The organism is Psychrobacter sp. N25K4-3-2 (assembly GCF_015351755.1).
GTDB lineage: Bacteria > Pseudomonadota > Gammaproteobacteria > Pseudomonadales > Moraxellaceae > Psychrobacter > Psychrobacter glaciei.
The window spans coordinates 583,044-601,610 of the sequence record NZ_JADKLX010000003.1; the positions used below are offsets into that span (position 1 = coordinate 583,044).

14 protein-coding genes are annotated in these 18,567 nt (G+C 44.6%); 9 read left to right on the forward strand and 5 right to left on the reverse strand.

Annotation, left to right across the window (positions count from 1 at the left end; translation table 11 throughout):
• The first annotated feature begins 175 nt into the window (after window positions 1-175).
• Together IOD06_RS10315 and IOD06_RS10320 are read left to right on the forward strand one after the other, a co-directional pair.
• On the forward strand, window positions 176-1,096 hold the full coding sequence (locus IOD06_RS10315; protein WP_194620805.1) for a hydroxymethylglutaryl-CoA lyase: 921 nt from the start codon (window positions 176-178) through the stop codon (window positions 1,094-1,096).
• A gap of 192 nt (window positions 1,097-1,288) precedes the next feature.
• Window positions 1,289-2,476, forward strand: coding sequence for an isovaleryl-CoA dehydrogenase (locus tag IOD06_RS10320; RefSeq protein ID WP_194620806.1), 1,188 nt, complete (start codon window positions 1,289-1,291; stop codon window positions 2,474-2,476).
• A 131-nt stretch (window positions 2,477-2,607) separates the two neighbouring features.
• Here the strand turns inward: IOD06_RS10320 and IOD06_RS10325 are convergent, their stop codons facing one another.
• Window positions 2,608-3,336, reverse strand: a complete 729-nt coding sequence (locus tag IOD06_RS10325; RefSeq protein WP_194620807.1) for a pantothenate kinase — start codon at window positions 3,334-3,336, stop codon at window positions 2,608-2,610.
• Window positions 3,337-3,389: 53 nt separating this feature from the next.
• Window positions 3,390-4,385 carry a biotin--[acetyl-CoA-carboxylase] ligase gene (locus IOD06_RS10330; protein ID WP_194620808.1) on the reverse strand — a complete coding sequence of 332 codons (996 nt, stop codon included), beginning with the start codon at window positions 4,383-4,385 and terminating at the stop codon, window positions 3,390-3,392.
• 195 nt (window positions 4,386-4,580) lie between these two features.
• Here IOD06_RS10330 and IOD06_RS10335 point away from each other — a divergent pair, with 195 nt between their 5' ends.
• From IOD06_RS10335 to IOD06_RS10365, 7 genes are all read left to right on the forward strand, one after another.
• Entirely contained in the window at window positions 4,581-5,384 is an 804-nt protein-coding gene (locus IOD06_RS10335) for a sulfite exporter TauE/SafE family protein (RefSeq protein ID WP_194620875.1), read from the forward strand.
• Between the two features lie 47 nt (window positions 5,385-5,431).
• The gene (locus IOD06_RS10340) at window positions 5,432-6,370 is read left to right on the forward strand and encodes an STM4504/CBY_0614 family protein (protein ID WP_194620809.1); all 939 of its coding nucleotides are present in this window, start codon (window positions 5,432-5,434) and stop codon (window positions 6,368-6,370) included.
• Window positions 6,371-6,713: 343 nt separating this feature from the next.
• Window positions 6,714-7,655, forward strand: a complete 942-nt coding sequence (locus IOD06_RS10345; RefSeq protein WP_194620810.1) for a hypothetical protein — start codon at window positions 6,714-6,716, stop codon at window positions 7,653-7,655.
• Window positions 7,656-7,721: 66 nt separating this feature from the next.
• A complete protein-coding gene (locus tag IOD06_RS10350; protein ID WP_194620811.1) occupies window positions 7,722-11,705 on the forward strand; it encodes an AAA family ATPase in 3,984 nt (1,327 codons plus the stop codon).
• Between the two features lie 215 nt (window positions 11,706-11,920).
• Complete coding sequence (locus IOD06_RS10355; protein ID WP_010201808.1) at window positions 11,921-12,937, forward strand: cell division protein ZipA C-terminal FtsZ-binding domain-containing protein; 1,017 nt, start codon at window positions 11,921-11,923, stop codon at window positions 12,935-12,937.
• 162 nt (window positions 12,938-13,099) lie between these two features.
• On the forward strand, window positions 13,100-15,178 hold the full coding sequence (ligA, locus tag IOD06_RS10360; RefSeq protein ID WP_194620812.1) for an NAD-dependent DNA ligase LigA: 2,079 nt from the start codon (window positions 13,100-13,102) through the stop codon (window positions 15,176-15,178).
• Between the two features lie 346 nt (window positions 15,179-15,524).
• Window positions 15,525-16,088, forward strand: a complete 564-nt coding sequence (locus tag IOD06_RS10365; RefSeq protein ID WP_194620813.1) for a hypothetical protein — start codon at window positions 15,525-15,527, stop codon at window positions 16,086-16,088.
• 130 nt (window positions 16,089-16,218) lie between these two features.
• On the opposite strand, the gene IOD06_RS10370 is transcribed toward IOD06_RS10365, so the two are convergent.
• The 3 genes from IOD06_RS10370 to IOD06_RS10380 all read right to left on the reverse strand — a co-directional run bounded on the left by IOD06_RS10370 (window position 16,219) and on the right by IOD06_RS10380 (window position 18,150).
• Window positions 16,219-16,908: a hypothetical protein gene (locus IOD06_RS10370; protein WP_194620814.1), complete on the reverse strand. Its 690-nt coding sequence runs from the start codon at window positions 16,906-16,908 to the stop codon at window positions 16,219-16,221.
• Between the two features lie 41 nt (window positions 16,909-16,949).
• Window positions 16,950-17,504 (reverse strand): hypothetical protein, encoded by a 555-nt coding sequence (locus IOD06_RS10375; RefSeq protein WP_194620815.1) that lies wholly within the window; start codon window positions 17,502-17,504, stop codon window positions 16,950-16,952.
• A gap of 235 nt (window positions 17,505-17,739) precedes the next feature.
• A complete protein-coding gene (locus IOD06_RS10380) occupies window positions 17,740-18,150 on the reverse strand; it encodes a hypothetical protein (RefSeq protein ID WP_194620816.1) in 411 nt (136 codons plus the stop codon).
• Between the last annotated feature and the right edge of the window lie 417 nt (window positions 18,151-18,567).

Sequence of the window (18,567 nt, forward strand, 5' to 3'; positions counted from 1 at the left end):
TAGTCAGTGCAATATAAAAGAAGTACGTTCAAAATAGCTTTCTGCTGGTATACATTTTCCTCGCTTGCTGTGCGCTTCGCGCTCCAGAGGCTTCGCAAAATCTATCCCAGCAATACGGTATTGTTTTTAAATTGAATCGACTATAGAAAGGCGAGCATTAAAAAGGATGATAAGTATGAAAAATGCATACCCAAAACACGTCACCATCGTTGATGTCAGTCCACGCGATGGCTTGCAAAACGAGTCAACGACGGTACCGACTGAGGTTAAGCAAACGCTTATCAACGATTTGATTGCGGCAGGTGTCAAAAAGCTGGAAGCGACCAGTTTTGTCTCGCCAAAGTGGGTGCCACAAATGGGTGATAATAGTGCTCTGCTTGAAGCACTTGAGCCGACACGGCATGCGGAGGTCTGCTATTCAGTCCTAGTGCCTAATATGCGCGGTTTTGAAAATGCTATTTTGCACCGTCCTGATGAAATCGTTATTTTCGGCTCAGCAAGTGAAACCTTTAGTCAAAAAAACATCAATTGTAGTATCGATGAGAGTATTGAGCGTTTTGCACCAGTGGCTGCGGCAGCAAAAGCGCAGGGTATAAAAGTACGCGGCGTGATCTCTTGTACGGTTGGCTGTCCTTATGAAGGCGAGATTGATCCAAGCCAAGTAGCCTATGTGACCAAGCGTCTGATAGAGATTGGCTCAGAGCAAATTGGCATCGCTGATACCATTGGTGTTGGTACACCGCTCAAAGTGCAGCGAGCATTACAAGCAGCACTTGAGTATGCTGATATCTCTATGCTATCAGGGCACTTTCACGATACTTATGGTCAAGCATTAAGCAATACGCTAGCCGCACTACAAATGGGTGTCAGTGAGTTTGATACCTCAGTGGCTGGGCTTGGTGGCTGTCCCTATGCCAAAGGCGCAACAGGCAATGTCGCGACCGAAGATGTGGTGTATATGCTGCATGGCATGGGTATCAGCACCGGTATCGATTTGGATAAATTGGTCGTGGCAGGTGAACGTATCAGTGCGTTCTTAAAGCGTCCAAATGGCTCAAACGTGGCACGTGCTTTAATCAACAAACGCCAGTCTTAATTAGTATCGTCAATCCACTATAAAAGTCTGACAGCGTTAACCTCGCTTGAAGTATTCAATATACATCTACACTCGGTTGCCTTGTCATACTTTCATATTGAATTGACTATCACATTAAAAATACAGTTACAGTGGCTTTAAAAAACAGATTAAAATTCGAAGTTTAAAAATATTTATATACAAGGAAAAGTTATGAGTTTACCTGGATTGAATTTTCAGCTTGGCGAAGATATTGATGCCCTACGTGATATGGTACAGCAGTTTGCGGCCAATGAAATCGCCCCACGTGCTGCCGAGATTGACAGTAGTGATGAGTTCCCAATGGATCTGTGGCAAAAAATGGGTGATATCGGCCTACATGGTATTACCGTTCCTGAAGAGTACGGCGGCTCTAACATGGGCTACGTCGCACATATGGTCGCGATGGAAGAGATTAGCCGTGCTTCGGCATCGGTCGCGCTGAGCTATGGTGCACACTCAAACCTATGTATCAACCAAATCAAACGTAACGGTAGTGATGCACAAAAGCAAAAATATTTGCCAAAGCTGGTCAGCGGTGAATTCATCGGTGCATTAGCAATGAGTGAGACGGGCGCTGGTTCAGATGTCGTTAGTATGAAGCTCAGAGCTGAAGAAAAAGACGGCAGTTATGTGTTGAACGGCACTAAAATGTGGATCACCAATGGTCCCGATGCAGATGTGATGGTGGTCTATGCGAAGACCAATCCTGAGCTAGGCGGCAAAGGTATGACAGCCTTTATCGTTGAAAAAGGTATGGAAGGTTTTGGTACGGCGCAAAAGCTCGATAAGCTCGGCATGCGTGGTAGCCATACGGGTGAGATGACCTTTAACAATGTGACCGTGCCGAGCGAAAATATCTTAGGCGGGCTCAATGAGGGCGTAAAGGTATTGATGAGTGGCCTAGATTATGAGCGCGCCGTATTGGCTGCAGGTCCTATCGGCATCATGCAAGCCGTGATGGACAATGTCGTGCCTTATATCCATGATCGTAAGCAGTTTGGTCAAGCCATTGGTGAGTTTCAGCTTATCCAAGGTAAAGTTGCAGACATGTATACGATACTGCAAGCAGGTCGTAGCTTCTTGTACACCGTCGGCAAAAATCTCGATATGTTGGACGCGCGCGGTGCTGGCCATAGTCGCGAAGTGCGTAAAGACTGCGCCAGTGTGATTCTATGGTGTGCCGAAAAAGCCACGTGGATGGCAGGCGAGGGCATTCAAATATTTGGTGGTAATGGCTATACCAATGAGTATCCACTTGGGCGCTACTGGCGCGATGCCAAGCTGTATGAAATTGGCGCAGGTACCAGTGAAATCCGTCGTATGCTAGTCGGTCGTGAGCTGTTTAACGAGACCAAATAATACCAACTGCCAAAAGCCTATCAACTTTTGGCAGTGATACAAAAATGATGACGTTTTGACTAAAGCAAAAAAAGCAGTACGCTTAAAACGTATTGCTTTTTTGTGTCTATTTTCTAGATACTTTCAAAACACTATATCTGTTTACTATGATCAAAATATCGTGCCAGACCATTTAATAATAAATCATCACGCAAACGTACAGGACGGTTGACGTGTTGGGCGATAATGGCTGCATCACCACCCGTCATGATGACTTCAAAGTTGGGATGACGGTGGCTAATCTCATTAATCGCACCGACGATTGATAATAGTATGCCGCGATGTACCGCATCTTGTGTGGTCACACCTTGGCCGACACTATCGAACGTCCCGTTAGAGATGGTGATTTGCTTGGTACCAGAAAACAACGACTCACGTTGCAGATAGATACTGGGGAAAATATAACCGCCCAAATGCTCAGCGTGATCAATCAAATCAATCGTCACCGCTGTACCGCAGCCGATGACACATTGACGCTTCTTCTTATCCACCGCGCCCAGCATTTGTAGCCAACGATCACAGCCGAGCTGCTCATCATTATATTGACTCTTCATGAGTGTGTGAGCGGCATCGACATGGACAAATTCAAACGGAATATTTAGGCGGCTTAAGGTCTCTGACACCTTGGCATTCAGCTCGTCACCCAGTACGGACGAGATACCAATAAAGTCAGGGGCAAAACGCTCAAAGCGATCCGTCAGACCCATTAGCAATTCGGCTGGTGCCTGCAAATGTTGTTTGGCATCATGTGTGACTATCTGACCGATATCATCGGTGAGCCAGTATTTCAGGCGGGTATTTCCAAGATCTAACCAGAGCATAAAAATCCCTTTATATAGTACTCGTCAATTTAGTTGTTCAATTAGCTATCTACTTATGCCCAATTGACAACGTCAATGCGTCCGGTGAAAAGTGCAGAAATCTTACCGTTATCTTGGCGCAATTGCAAACATCCATGTGTATCGATACCACAAGCGTAACCCGTGAGTATATTGGTTTGACCGTTATGCTCTTGGGTCACACGTAATCGCAGTTCGCTCAGTGCATCCATCGAATCAAACTGCTTTAAAAAGCTGTCCAGATAATAACTATGTCCTGTTGGTTTCTCTATACTTAGGTGTTCAAAGCGCGTCATCGCCGCCATCAATGCTTTACTCATTTGCTGATAAAGCACACGTAAGCTCGGTAGACTGGCAGCCTGCGCTTTTGGCTGTAGCGTCTCAGCAATATCTTGTAAGCTGATGGCTTGATAACTCATGCCTTCAGAGGTTTGCGCAGTTAGCGTAGGAGTGGCTTGGACATTGAGACCGACACCTATGACCACGCCAACCAGTTTGCTGGCTTGCGATACGGGTTCAATCAGAATCCCAGCAAGTTTATTAAACGGCAGCGTCTGATGGTCTAGTTCCGTATTATGCGCATCAGTGCTGTCTAAAGCAGTCTGGACTTGAGATTGACTTTGATTTTGGTAAAACCCCAAATCATTTGCCCATTTTACGCCGATTGGCGTCAGCCCTTCTGTTTGCAATTGCTCATTTAGCATTTGGATGACAGGCATTTTTGCCAGCTCTACACCGATAATTAATGAGAGTAAGCCACTAACCGGTATGTGAACAGGATGATAGAGAGACAGATAGACATTGCCGCGCGGGGATTGCCATGAGCGCCCGTGTTGTCCGCGACCAGCGCTTTGGGTTTCAGCCGTTAGCAGGTGCATCTCGGTCGCATTCAATGTGCCATTCTGTACGTCCGCTATTAGCTCGCTATTGGTAGACGCGCTACTGGTAAGATGGCGATGATTCAGCTCAGGTAAATGCTCAAGTGTTAATGACTCAGACACAGAGTAAGATGATTGATTAAGTATCGGCATAAGTTTATTCTACTTGAGTAATGTCGCTGGGATAATCTTTGATATACTGGACGGTTTTCGCGAACAGACAGCATAAAGATTGGGGTGTTATTTGGCAAATGCAATTAAGAAGATGCCACTAAGTGTATAAACAAGCAAATCAGTAAGATAAAAATACCGTTCAAAATACAAGCAAGATAAAAGGCTAATTCGATGATGCTATATGTGTGGTTTGTGATTGCAGGGGCGTTTGCTGGCGTAAGTGCTGGCTTGTTTGGCGTTGGCGGCGGCATGATTATCGTACCCGCACTGGTATGGATTTTTACCGCTTATGATTTTTCGCCAGAAGTCGTGACACATTTGGCAATTGGTACGTCACTGGCGACCATCGTTGTGACCTCGATTAGCTCACTCACTGCTCATAATAAGCGCGGCGGTGTACGCTGGGAAGTGTGGCGAAAAATGGCATTGGGTCTGGTCGTTGGTAGTCTGGTGGGCGCGGGTGTTGCGGATATGATTGACGGTAAGGTACTACAAGCCATTATCGGTATCGGCGCGCTTTTAGTGGCGATTAAGATGCTGTTTTTCTCTAATAAAGAACAGTTGGGCAAGCCGTTACCTTCTGCTGGTGTCCAGTTTGGTGCTGGTACAGGCATTGGTATGGCATCGTCTATCTTCGGTATTGGCGGTGGTAGTTTGACCGTGCCGTTTTTGAACTGGGCGGGATTACCGATGAAACAGTCAGTTGGCACTTCAGCAGCGTGCGGTCTACCAATTGCACTGGCTGGCGCAGCGGGGTTTGCATGGTTCGGTCAAGACGTGGTCAATCTGCCTGAGGGCACGATAGGATTTGTGCATATCACGGGATTTTTATGCATCTCAGTGGCTAGCTTTGCGATGGCAAAAGTCGGTGCCAAGCTTGCTCACGTATTGCCTGCGCTGATGCTTAAACGTGCGTTTGGCGTGTTGTTAGTGTTTGCTGGTGGACAGTTATTATTAAGTGGGATTGGGGTGATTTAGTCTTGGTTTGGTAAAGTAGTTATTAATAAATAAATTGAGGATTTAATATGGCTATTGTTGATCTATTCCATATAAGACAAAAGAGGATTAGAGGTGAATACCCTGACGTTTACCAATACGAAGAACTATCAGACACATTAAAGGTTCAAATAGTTCATATGTGGAAAGAAACAATGGGCGAAGATCATTCAGGGGGAGAGTGGCATACTAGTAGTGACAATCGAAGATATCTTGAGGCATGCTACAATATTTTGTGTAAAGAGCTAGGTGTGTTTGAGTTGAACAAAGATGATACCTATTTAGGCAGTACTGTTAGTTATCTACAAAATATATCAAAATACTTCTTAACTGAGAAAAATATTGAGAAAGCATTAAGTGTCGTAGAGTTAATGGTAAGGTTTACTAAGATTTTTGCTGACCAATATCCTCATGGAATAAACATTAGCGATATTATAGAAGAGCTAAATCAAAGATTCCGGGAACATGGCGTAGGTTACCAATATGATAACGGTCAAATTATTAGAATTGATTCCGAATTTATTCATGCTGAAGCAGTTAAGCCAGCTTTACAGCTATTAAGTAACCCAATGTATAAAGGCGCACAAGAAGAATTCTTAAAAGCTCACGAACATTATCGTTATGGTCGTTACGATTCAGCACTGACAGATTGTCTCAAAGCTTTTGAAAGCACTATGAAAATTATATTAGATAAACATGGTTGGGAGTATGATAAAAATCGAGATACTGCGAGCAAACTTATAAACTGCTGTATACGTAACGAGTTAATACCAAAATTTTGGACTGATCATTTTACTTCGTTGAATAATATGTTGACTTCTAGCATACCCACACCTAGAAATAAGTTGAGCGGTCATGGTAAAGGTAATAAAACTGTAGAGGTTCCTGAGCCCCTCTTGCAGTATGTACTACATATGACAGCATCTACGATTGTGTTTTTAGTCAAAGCAGAAGAGTCATTAGACTAAATTATATAAAGAGTGACAATAATGTCACTCTAACTTTCCTATTTTTTAAACCCACAAACCCTAAAAAACCACCCCAACTTCAGGTAGAATAGCCGCCTGTTTTTACTACGTTTATTGATTCTTTATGCGCCCAAAACCCCTAAAGCTGACAGGCTTTAAATATCTTAGATAAACTTGACATATTGTATAGTCGATTCAATTTAAAAGTAGTACAAGTCAACCGAGTGTAGACGTATATGTGATACTTCAAGCGAGGTTAACGCTGTCATACTTTATAGTGAAATGACTATAGCAATGACAAACCTTTATAAAGCTAGTATGTAAACCATGAGACATCATTAGTATGAAAGCTGCAGAAAAATACCGCCGTATTTTCGGCTCAATGAGTCATCTAAAAGACCAGATATCATGGACGGCTGGCCTATCTAATATGATAGAGTTTTTGGCGTGGGAGCCGCAGCGTATTTTAGGCATTACTAAAAAGCAATATGTACGCCAAATCATTGAGTGGGCAACCCATCCTGAGCTTGCAGGCAAAAATATAGAAGAGATTGAGCAATCAATCATCAAAAAACTCAATACAAAAATGAGTGAATCTGAGCAGCTAGAGACCTATTCAACGCAAACGTCAGGCATCTGTGATGCAAGAGAAGCCGTGCGCCGCGTCACGTTTTTTTCTGAAGATTATCTGAATAAAGAATTCGATATTTTTTTGAGTTTATGTAGTGATATCTACTTAGATTTATTTTATCAGCAATTTATATCCTTTGAGCCAAATAGATCATGGTCGACACACGGCAACAGCGGTATGTTTGAAAACAGTACAGAGCTAAAAGCGATGTATATGGATAACTTAGCCTATAACCATCAAGCGAACGTGCTGGTAGCAAATGAGTTAAAGCTCGCTGGTCGGAAAAACCCAGACCAAATCCTAAAGTACTGCCTAATGTACGAGCATTTATTAGAAAAAGGCTTCATTGAGCAGGGTACAAAGTTTCTACTATTATTTATCGGTGGTGACGCGCTAAAGCAAAACAAGCAAACGCTCGTAGACCGAGAGCTGGCGTTATGTCATAAAAGACCGAGGAAGTATCAGCATCTACTAAGAACAGAGCTGTTGGAAATAGTCGAGCATTTAGAAGTGGCCAGTATCTCTTGGTCCGCTCTTATTGAGTTTAACAATCGCTATTTAGCAGAAAATGACACCTGCCAAGTAGAACAAAAACTGCTGCAGGGGTTTCACCAGAGCCTTGAATCAAAATCGTTTATGCAGTTAGCTGTTTAACCCTAAAAACCCACCACAATTTCAGGTAGAATAGCCGCCTGTTTTTGCTAAGTTTACTGACTCTTCATGCGTTTAAAATCTCTAAAGCTGGCAGGCTTCAAATCCTTTGCCAATCCAACGACTTTTACCTTTCGCCATGGTATCACTGCTATTGTCGGGCCGAACGGCTGTGGCAAATCCAACGTGATTGATGCCATTCGCTGGGTACTGGGTGAGACCTCTGCCAAGCAGTTGCGTGGCGGCGCGATGAGCGATGTCATCTTTGCTGGTACGCAAGATAAAGCTGCCAAAAGTGTCGCCAGTGTCGAGCTGACGTTTGAGCATACGCAAGATGAGCATACCGGCATTCGTCATGAGTTTAACCTGTACCAAGAGCTGTCTGTTCGCCGTCAGGTAAATAAGGATGGGCGCTCGGATTACTTTATCAATGGCACACGTTGTCGTCGCCGTGATGTGGTCGATGTGTTTTTGGGCACAGGGCTTGGTGCGCGTAGTTATGCGGTGATTGAACAAGGCATGATTGGGCGTATTGTCGAATCTAGTCCCATGCAGCTGCGTGAGTTCATTGAAGAGGCCGCAGGGGTGTCTCGCTATCAAGCGCGCCGTGAAGAAACGCAAAAGAAGCTAGAAAAAACACAAGAAAACCTAGCACGTCTGCATGACATGCAAAGCGAGCTGGTCAGCCAACAAAAGCGCTTGTCGAAGCAAGCCGCCAGTGCGCAGCGTTATGAAGAATTGGCCTTAACACTTGCTGATATCAAGCAGAAACTGGCCATTCAGCAGCTGTACCAAGCCAAGCATACGCAGCAGCAGCAAAAAATAGCCCATGAGCGCAGCACCGCCGAAGTTGCTACATTGCAAGCCGAATATGAGACGCTAAAAGCGCAACAAGATAAGCTCGCCACGCACATTAACCAAGAGCAATGGCTCAAGGACGATGCCCAAAGCGCTCACTATCAGCAGCAGCTAGGCTATCAACAAGCTGAGCACGCGCTGAGCGATGCCAAATCACAATTGAATGTGATTGAGCAGCAACTCACGAGCTTGGATCAGCAGCGTGAGCAAGCAGTGAGCGAGATTGATCGATTAAAAGCCGAGCAAGCTGAGCAGCAGGCTATCTTGGTAGATTTGCGTCCACAGCTCAGTGAGTTGACGGGTAAACGTGACGCGCATAAACGCAATGAGCAACCGTTACAACGCGCATGGCATGACGCGCAAAACCAGCTATCACGCTTGCAAGATAATGCGCGCATGCTTGAGCAGCAGCAAGCCATTAATAGCCAAGCGCAAAAACGCCATCAGCAGAACCATGACAAATGGCAGCGCCGCCAGCAAAACTGGCAAAATCTATGGCAGCAATTACAACAGTCGCTATCAACCTCTAGCAATAATAAGGGTTTTGATAAGGACTCTGATAAGCGCTCTGATGAACAAGCGCCAACGGACGCACAAAATCTACAGCAGACGTTAGAGACGCAAGTTGCAGAGCTAAACAAACAGTTGCAGCAGATAGAGCGCCAACAAGACAGCGTCGATGAGCGTCTGTCGGAACTACAACCGCAAGCGCATGATTTACAGCAGCGCTTGAATACGCAGCAGCGTGAGTTGAGTGAGCATGAGAAGCGTCACGCGGTATTGGCCAGTGAGTATGATACCCTGCATCAGATATTGCATCCAAAACCTACACTGCAAAATCAACAGCAAGCCTCTGTCTCTATAGCAGGTAATCTAGACGATGGCTCGGAAAGCAATATCGTCAATCGCTATAACGAATTGGCCATTACTACTTTGCGTGAGCAGATTGAGCTGAGTGAAAAAGGGCAACAGCACGCCGCGCTACTCGATAGTGTCTTGGCGTTATGGCTAGATAGTCATGTACTAATCTCTAACCAATCTAATCAGTTAAACGTTGATAATACGAGCGATGATTTTGAGGAAGTGAACAGCTTATGGCAAGTGCTTGAGCCTGATTTAGCGGATATCATTACTTATCAAACAGCACAGAATGAGCAGGCTAATACAGAAGATAAGTCTTCAATAGAGAGTGGTCATAGCTTGTGGTTACCTACTAAGAATCAAGGAGCTACAAAGCCACTCATCAACTATTTACCAGATAGCTTAGCTGATACAGTCTTGCCATTATCACAACTGATTAAGCAGCCTGCATTAGCGCTTTGGCAGCAGTGCTACTTGTATATTGCGAAATCAGAAGCGACCCATCAGCAGACTCTTGAAGACTTTGCTAGTATCTTAAAAGCATTACCATCGTCAGCCATACTGCTAACAACTGACGGTTGGCTTATCAGTCGTCAGGGTACGATTAATCTGAGTAATTTTACAGGTGCGCAAGATAGTCATGGTGAGAGCAATAGTCACTTTTTAACACAACGTTTGCAGCAGCGCAGCCGTTTGCAAGCATTAGAAGATTTGCTAGATGAGTTTGAAACCAAAATACAAGAAACGCAAGAGACCATTGCAAAGAATCAACGGGACTATGATGCGTTAACAATCAATCTAGAAGAAACTCGTGCACAAGCAGATCAGCTCACCCGTGAGAAATATAAATATCAGCAGCAGCTAACGACTCAGCGTGCCAATGCTGAGCGCTTACAAGCAGACAGCCAGCGTCTTATGGCTGACAAATCTGCCCTTGAGCAAGAGCAACACGAGTTAGAACAAGAGGGACAAGTGCTCACTCATGAGCAGCAAGATATTCAAAGCCAGATAGTAGCGTTAACGCCGCAAATATCTGATGCCCGTGCGACCAGTCAGCAGTTACAGGCTGAGCGCAGTGAGCTAAATCGCGCGCGTCAAGCCGATGATGATGCTTGGCAAGCATTGCAGCTGCGTATCCAGCAGAGCGAGATGCGTTTGGAACATAGTGTCAGTAGCCTTGCACGAGCAACTGTGCAATACGACCAATCGCTACAGAGCGAGCAGCAGCTAAAAGCGAGTCATCAGAAGCAGCATGATAAGCTACCAGACTTGCAAGCCGCATTACAAATGGCGCAGACAGCACGAGATAAGCAGCAGGTGCTATTGACCGAGCGTGATACTGCATTGGCTGCACTCAAGCAAGACTATGCTCAGCAGCAGACAGCGTTGGATAGCGTGCAAAATACGTTACAAGTTCAGCAGGGTAAACTTGCGAATCATGCGACTGAGCTGGCACTAAGCATGGCGCGTTTGGACGATGCGAGCACTCATACTCATGACGCTTTAGAAGCGTACTATAAGGTGAGCCATAAATATAAAGCAGCATCAGAGCTAGCTCAGCAGCATCAGCAGCAAGTGATGAGCGTCTCAAATCTACTTGCTGATTTTATCGCGCATGATCGCCGTGTGCGTCCAGATAAAATTGCAGAACTGGAGTCTGAACGCGCCACGCTTGAGCAGCAGCTAAGCAAAATTGGCCCAGTCAATCTTGCTGCAGTGGCGGAGTTGGCTGAGGTCAATGAACGTCTAGAGCCATTGGCGCAGCAGACAGCAGATATTGCGGCCAGTATGCAGACGTTGACGGCAGCGATTGAGTCTATTGATGAGACGACTAAGACACTGTTTATGCAGACGCTCGATGCCGTTAATACTGAGCTTGCTAACTTATTTGCCAAAGTATTCGGCGGTGGTCAAGCCAGTTTAACGCTCAATACTGACGATATGCCTGTTAATGCGCCAAAATCAGAGCAGTGGCGGGCAGGGCTTACCTTAATGGCACAGCCAAAGGGCAAGCGTAATAGTCGCCTAGCTGTACTGTCGGGTGGTGAAAAAACCCTCACCGCGCTGAGCTTGATTTTTGCGATATTTAAGCAGCATCCCGCACCGTTCTGTGTGCTCGATGAAGTCGATGCACCACTTGATGATGCCAACGTCGAACGCTTTACCAGTTTGATTCATGAGCTGGCAGATGATTTACAGTTTATTTTTATCAGTCATAACAAACTGACGATGCAGATTGCTGATGAGTTAAAAGGCATTACTATGCCAAGCGCAGGTATTTCTACATTAGTCAGCGTCTCGCTAGATGAGGCCGCGTGTTATGTAGAGAGCTAAGACTCAAAAATCTGATACTAAAAGTGCTATGAGAATCAGCGAGATGCAAATATAATCAATCAATTGGCATAAATGCAAATAAGCTTGACCTCAGTCAAGCTTACTGGTTATAAAGTACACAATGTGGTGACGACATAGGTCAGCCATGCTAGAATATTGCCATTTATGCTCGTTTGTGTATTCCCTTTTGTTATATATACTAGGATGTATTTATCATGACCGTTATTCAGTTTATATTGATTGCCATTGCCGCGTTTATCGTGCTCGCAGGGCTGTTTATGGTCATTCGTAGCTTTAAGCGCCGCGCTGCTACCGAAGCTGCTGCGGTCAATTATGACAAAAATGGTATTCCCATCATACCGCGTCACGAGCGTAATATCGTCGATCAGCCAGACCTTGATGATACGGTCGCTGGCGAAACGAGCATCGGTCCAGATCGTAGCTATTTGGATGCCGTCGTTGAAGAAGAGCCTTTGACGCAAACGCATACCAACGTTGACGCCCAGCTAACAGCCGAGCATAGCAGTACCGTAACTGACGACCATGACGTCATTGATGAAGCTGACTATGCGCGCTGGCAAGATGAGCAACGCCGTGCCGATAGTGCTGAATTTGTAGAAGCTGCTGATCAGATGCATATCGAGCAAGAGCCTGATGCGTTTTCCAGCCTCATGTCGGCAACGGATAATCTGATGCCATCGATTGACACGGCAGAAGAGCCTAGCTTCGATGACAACAGCCCGATACTTGATCAGCATCTATCAGAGTCAGGCGACGACGCGCAAAACGGTCCATTGATCAATGCCAAAGACAACATCAACATCACCATCCTGCCGCACCAATATCGTGACCGTCCAACAGCGACTATCCGTGGCCGTGATTTATTGGCGCTGATTGATAAATATGGTCTGCGCTATGGCGCGATGAATATGTTCCATCGTTATGAGCAAAAAGACGGCACCGGTATGCTTTGGTTTAGCATGATGGGTATCACCGACAGTGGTATCGCACCATTTGATCCGCATAGCGTGGCGACTAATACCTATACTGGTGTGGTGGTATTTTTATCGTTGCCACACCCACAAGCATTGCGCAGCTTCGATAGTATGATGAGCATTGCTTATATGATGGCAAGCGATTTGGATGCCATTATGCTGGATGAAGAGAACGAACCAATCACCTCTGAATACAAGCAGCAACTACGCAACCAAGTCCGCGACTATGAGGGCTAAACGCCAGTTCATACAATGAGTGAGTAGTACTAAAAAAGGCAAATAGCGATTAACGTTATTTGCCTTTTTTAGTGGTCTTGAGTTTCTGCAAAATATTATCCGAGTATCCTGCAAACTTGTTATCATATCGACATCTTGAATTGCAAAGAAAAGACGCCGACTATGACTGACTCTATCTTACCGATCGCTGCTCAAACTGAAATCAATAAAAATGCGGCTCATGATACTGGCGATAATATCGTCATCCAAATGCGCACGTTTATCGATGCCCTTAAGCAGCACAATTATGCCTATTATGTGCTCGATAATCCCATCTTAGAAGACAGCGAATACGACCAGTTGCGTCGCTCTTTATTGGAGCTTGAAGAAGAATACCCAGATTTGGTGCAACCAGACAGTCCGATTAATCAAGTCGGTGACATGCCGCTATCTGCTTTTACTCAAGTCACTCATGACATCCCCATGCTGTCACTGGGCAATGTTTTTGACTATGACGAATTACATGCCTTTATGCGCCGCGTCAATGACCGTCTAAATGACGCACAGAAAAATCCTGAGTATGAAATGGAGCTAAAGCTCGATGGATTGGCCGTGTCGTTAAAATATGAGCATGGTAAGTTTGTCCAAGCTGTCACGCGCGGTGATGGGCAAACGGGTGAAGACATTACTCAAAATGCAAAAACCATTCGCAACTTGCCACTTTGGCTCGCGGATGCCGCTGATATTGAACTGCTAGAAGTGCGCGGTGAAGTATTAATGCCAAAGGCAGGATTTGAGCGTCTCAATCGCCTAGCAGAAGAGAATGAGGGCAAAACCTTTGCTAATCCACGCAATGCCGCTGCTGGTAGTCTGCGTCAGCTAGATCCAGCTATAGCAGCCAGTCGCCCACTGGCATTCTATGCTTATTCTATCAATCAGGGATTGCCTGAAACCATCGAAACCCAATCAGCAGGCTTGGCGTGGCTAAAAACCATTGGCTTTACCGTCAGTGCGGTAGAAGTGGTCGCAAATCCACGCGCGGCACAGACTTATTATGAATCAGTGATTGAAGCTCGTGCTGATTTGCCATTTGAAATCGATGGAATGGTGATTAAAGTAAATAACCTGTCATTGCAGCAGCAGCTTGGGTTTTTGTCACGTGAGCCGCGCTGGGCAACTGCTTATAAATTCCCTGCCGAAACGGTCATGACGCGTCTAAACGATATCGAATGGCAAGTCGGACGTACCGGCGCGATTACCCCAGTGGGTAAGCTTGAACCCGTCAAAGTCGGCGGCGTCACCGTCAGTAATGTCACTCTACATAACTTTGGTGAGATTCAGCGCTTAGACGTGCGTGCAGGCGATATGGTCAGCGTCCATCGTGCAGGGGATGTCATCCCCAAAGTCACTCGCGTGTGGCATGACCAGCGCTCAGCAGACTCAAAGCCAGTGACGCTGCCGTCTACCTGTCCTGTCTGCGACTCTCCTGTCGTCCTGCCAAAAGATGAGGCATTGGCACGCTGTACTGGCGGCCTATTTTGTCCCGCACAGCAGCAAGAAGCGCTGATTCACTTTGTCTCGCGTCGTGCAATGGATATCGATGGGCTTGGCGCGAGTTGGCTCATTAGCTTCTTTGAGCATGGATTGGTCAAAACCGTCGCTGATATCTATCAATTGCACAATCATACGGACGAGCTCGTCACGCTAGAAAAATTGGGTGAAAAATCGGTACAAAACATCATTAGCGCTATCGAAGCTAGCAAGCACACGACATTGGCTCGCTTTATTTATGCACTTGGTATTCGCGGTGTGGGTGAGGGCACGGCGCAAAACTTTGCTCAGCAATTTAAGAATCTCGATAGCCTGATGGCAGCCAGTATCGAAACCCTAATTAAAACCCCTGATGTCGGTACTATCACTGCCGAGCTTGCTTACGAGTTCTTCCGTGCGCCGCATAATATCGAAGTGATTAATTCATTGCTTGAAGCAGGTGTCTATTGGGATAAGGTCGAGCAAAAAGCTGCTGGAGACTTGCCACTTGATGGGCAGACGTGGGTTATCACGGGTGCGCTTGAAAAAATGGCACGTGATGAGGCCAAGGCCAAACTGCAAGCGTTAGGCGCGAAGGTATCAGGCAGCATCTCGGCAAAAACGACTGCGCTACTGGCAGGGGATAAGGCTGGCTCTAAACTGACCAAAGCAGAAAAGCTGGGTGTGAAAATCGTAGGTGAGGAAGAGTTTTTGGCGTTGGTTGGGGAGTAGATTTAGCTTCAACTGAGATTTATAGATGCGCTGGGCGCTACCACTTGCAAACATTGGATGATGCTTTATGAAAACAATAATACAAGATGCTAGCCAGCGCAAAATTGGTTGTTTTGTTAAAGGAACATCAGTCAGAGTAGAGGGTCCAAATAGGTTTAGCTATAAACCGATACAAGATATCGAGGTGGGTGATAAGGTGCTATCTGCACCTGAAAATGGCATCGGGGAGCCTGTTTTCAAACGAGTGACCAGGACCTTTAAGTTTGAAAATAAAGAGATATGGTACGTTGGATATATCGATATCACTAGACCCGCTCTAACAGATATAGAGGATGTTCATTATGCAATGTTACCAAACCATGTTGGTGTTACGCCTAACCACCCCTTTATTGTCGTGGGTAAAGGATATCATACTGACCGAGATCGTTCGCTCGTTGGCCCGCCAGAGGATTTAGCGTTGTTTGATATACCTGAATGGAGACGTGCAGATCAGCTAACGTTTGGGGATATACTAGTGAATCCAGAAAATGGCAATCATTATGCAGTGATAGCTGCTAAACCCTTATACCAGTACGGGAGTGATCAGGTCGGTAATATGGCATGGATGCATGCCACACCTTATTATACTCATGCTGTGGAAGATATTGAAGGTATGGAGGAAAGCCTAAGTAGAGGCACGCTATTTGATATGGACAATATTCGTAAAACTTTTGGTCAGTTTCAAAAAACGGATATTTCTTGCGATAACTACAATATCACCACTCATGATGATGGTACAGAGTCTTATATTCCTTATACCACGACGGTATATAATCTCGAAGTTGAGGACTATCACACCTACTGTGTCGGTGGTTTTAATCAAATTATGGTTCATAATACCAACTATGGCGGTGAACAACCAAGTGGCTAGATTGCGTTTGTACACCCTTATAACGACATTTTTAAAGATTTTTGATTATTGCTGAGATTTCAAATAATCCTTTCCGTTTACCCAACAGTCATTAAAATGAAAAGCGTGCGTTACCCCAGTGTACGTTTTGTCAGTTTACTTTAGTACCAAATAAATACTCATAGGCTTCATCTATAACTGAAAGCATCTCTGCTGTCTTCATCTTGATCACTTTTACTGACCAATAATGTTCATCGAAATATTTTGGTTGTTTAGGCGACTTATCAGCATTAAAAAATCTTTCATATTCTTTTAAATCATCAGGATAATCGTCTAAATTTTTAGGATTACGATGTATATGAATGATGACCAGTTTGGTGTCGTCTTTATTATTGATGATAAATGGATACCACCCCTTATCTCCATATTCATGTGGCTCTATATCCCAAAGATAATCTACGAAATTTTCAAAATCAGAACAGCTCTCATTGTATAAGCTCTCTTCATATTCTTCGATCTTAGCGGGTGTGTACAATGTCGGCTGAAGACCTAACTTTATTCGCTCTTCTACTTTCCACTCAGAGAAATATTGTTTTGCTAAGGCAATCATTAACTCTTTATCACTTAGATGAAATAATGCAGGTGACTGAGTCTTAAAAATATCTCTATCAGTAAGCGGCGCTACAAACATGCTTTTCATGTTATAAGCCAGATGTGGTGGAACAATCTGTATATCGACACATAAATTGAGACTATAAAGGTCTGCTGTTAGATGCTCAATGACAATAGCAAAATTGCTATATTTACCATTACATGTAATTCCTGGATTTCCAAATATCATTTTTTATCTCACTTGCATAAAAGGACTGAGTATATTCCGTTCTACTCCGCCATCTCACCATGCGCCTTTGCGTCACCTTTCTTACCATCTGGCTGAATCACGATAGGTAGTACCAGCCCTTTGGCAAAGTCATCAGACAGCACATAATCATAGCGACTGGCAGCGACATCAGGCGTGGTATGAATGATAAGCGTCATCTCATTGCCATCGGTTAGCTCGTGTGAGACATAGGTCTCACTCAGCTGATCCAAGGCTTTCGATAGTGCTTCGTTACTTGCCATACTTATCGTGAGGTTGTGTTGAGCAGTCGCAGCATCCACTTTGAAGTAATCCGCATAATCACGGACGTTTTGACTATCGAGCGCAAACGGATACTGATAGTTAGTGGGATCAGCAGGCTTTTCACCACTGTCTACCAATGACCAGTCTATCGTATCAACTGCTGATTCGCCTTTTGGCGTCGATGAATCTGCTGTCGCCGCTGCCTCAGGGGTTTGGTCGGTAGCATCAACAGAATCGGCAGCGTTATTGCAGCCTGTCAGCGCCCATATACTTGCCGTTGCAATTACCATCATACTTATCAGACGCTTAGCCATCGAGTTATCCTTTTTATTATTGGTCATGATTAATGTACTCTACCTGCTAGTTTGACAGCTTTCTTTACGGTTCTCTAGCGAAATGCAGCAAACGAGCGCCTGTTATAAAAATATTGAATATGAAAATATCGAAGCAACTGGCATATTCTTAAAAAATGCGCACAAAAAAACAGCCACCATAGGATGACTGTTTTTTTGTTCACTATTTATGATAAATTTTGCTTGTGGCTACTGACTATATTTGGCAGTTTACTTGGTATTCTTTACCATTTGCCCATTTGATGGCAAAAATACCTTTGTCGCCTTTCATATGCCATGCATAGACAGCTTCTGGATTTGATTCATTGACGTAACTTGCTACATCGCCTTGTACTTTACCATTTAAGATGATTGGTTGCTCTGCCCAATTTACTTTAGGCAATGTCGCGTTTAGCATCACTTGTTGTTTATTGATAGACTGCTTTGCCATGATTTTGCTGTCATCAGTACAAGTATAAGGCGCTGGTGCCATACGATCATAAGCGGCTGTCACTTTTTCTGGAACAGGTGTATCAGTGGCATCTGGGGTAGTAGGTGCGGTAGTGGCGCAAGCACTCAGTAGGGCAAGGGCTGGTAGGGCGGTTACAATTTTAGTTATCGTTTTCATCGTTTTCTCCAAAGTATTAACTTGATTCATTTAACTGTTCTTAATAATGCGTTAAGCATATGACGCCATAGTAGCGAAAATACAGTCAGCGCAATGTTAGAAATTGTTTGTTACCTATTAGCTTTCTTACTTAACCGATGACTAATGTAATTTCTAATTTAAGTGGGACGTTATTTGGACAATAAGTCATTTAGGGGACGCCCCATAGTCAAAATACCCCAAAAAAAATACGATGCTGCTGATATTAATTTTTTGTAGCCTTTGTCTGCACAGGCACAGCAAGCAAGAAAAATTGATGTCAGCAGTGCGTCATGTGTCGATATTACTTTTCACTGAATTTTTCACTGAATATAGATACTCACAGTTGCCTAGGCAAATAAAAATCGCCCATCAGCTTGAGAGCCGATGGGCGATTTT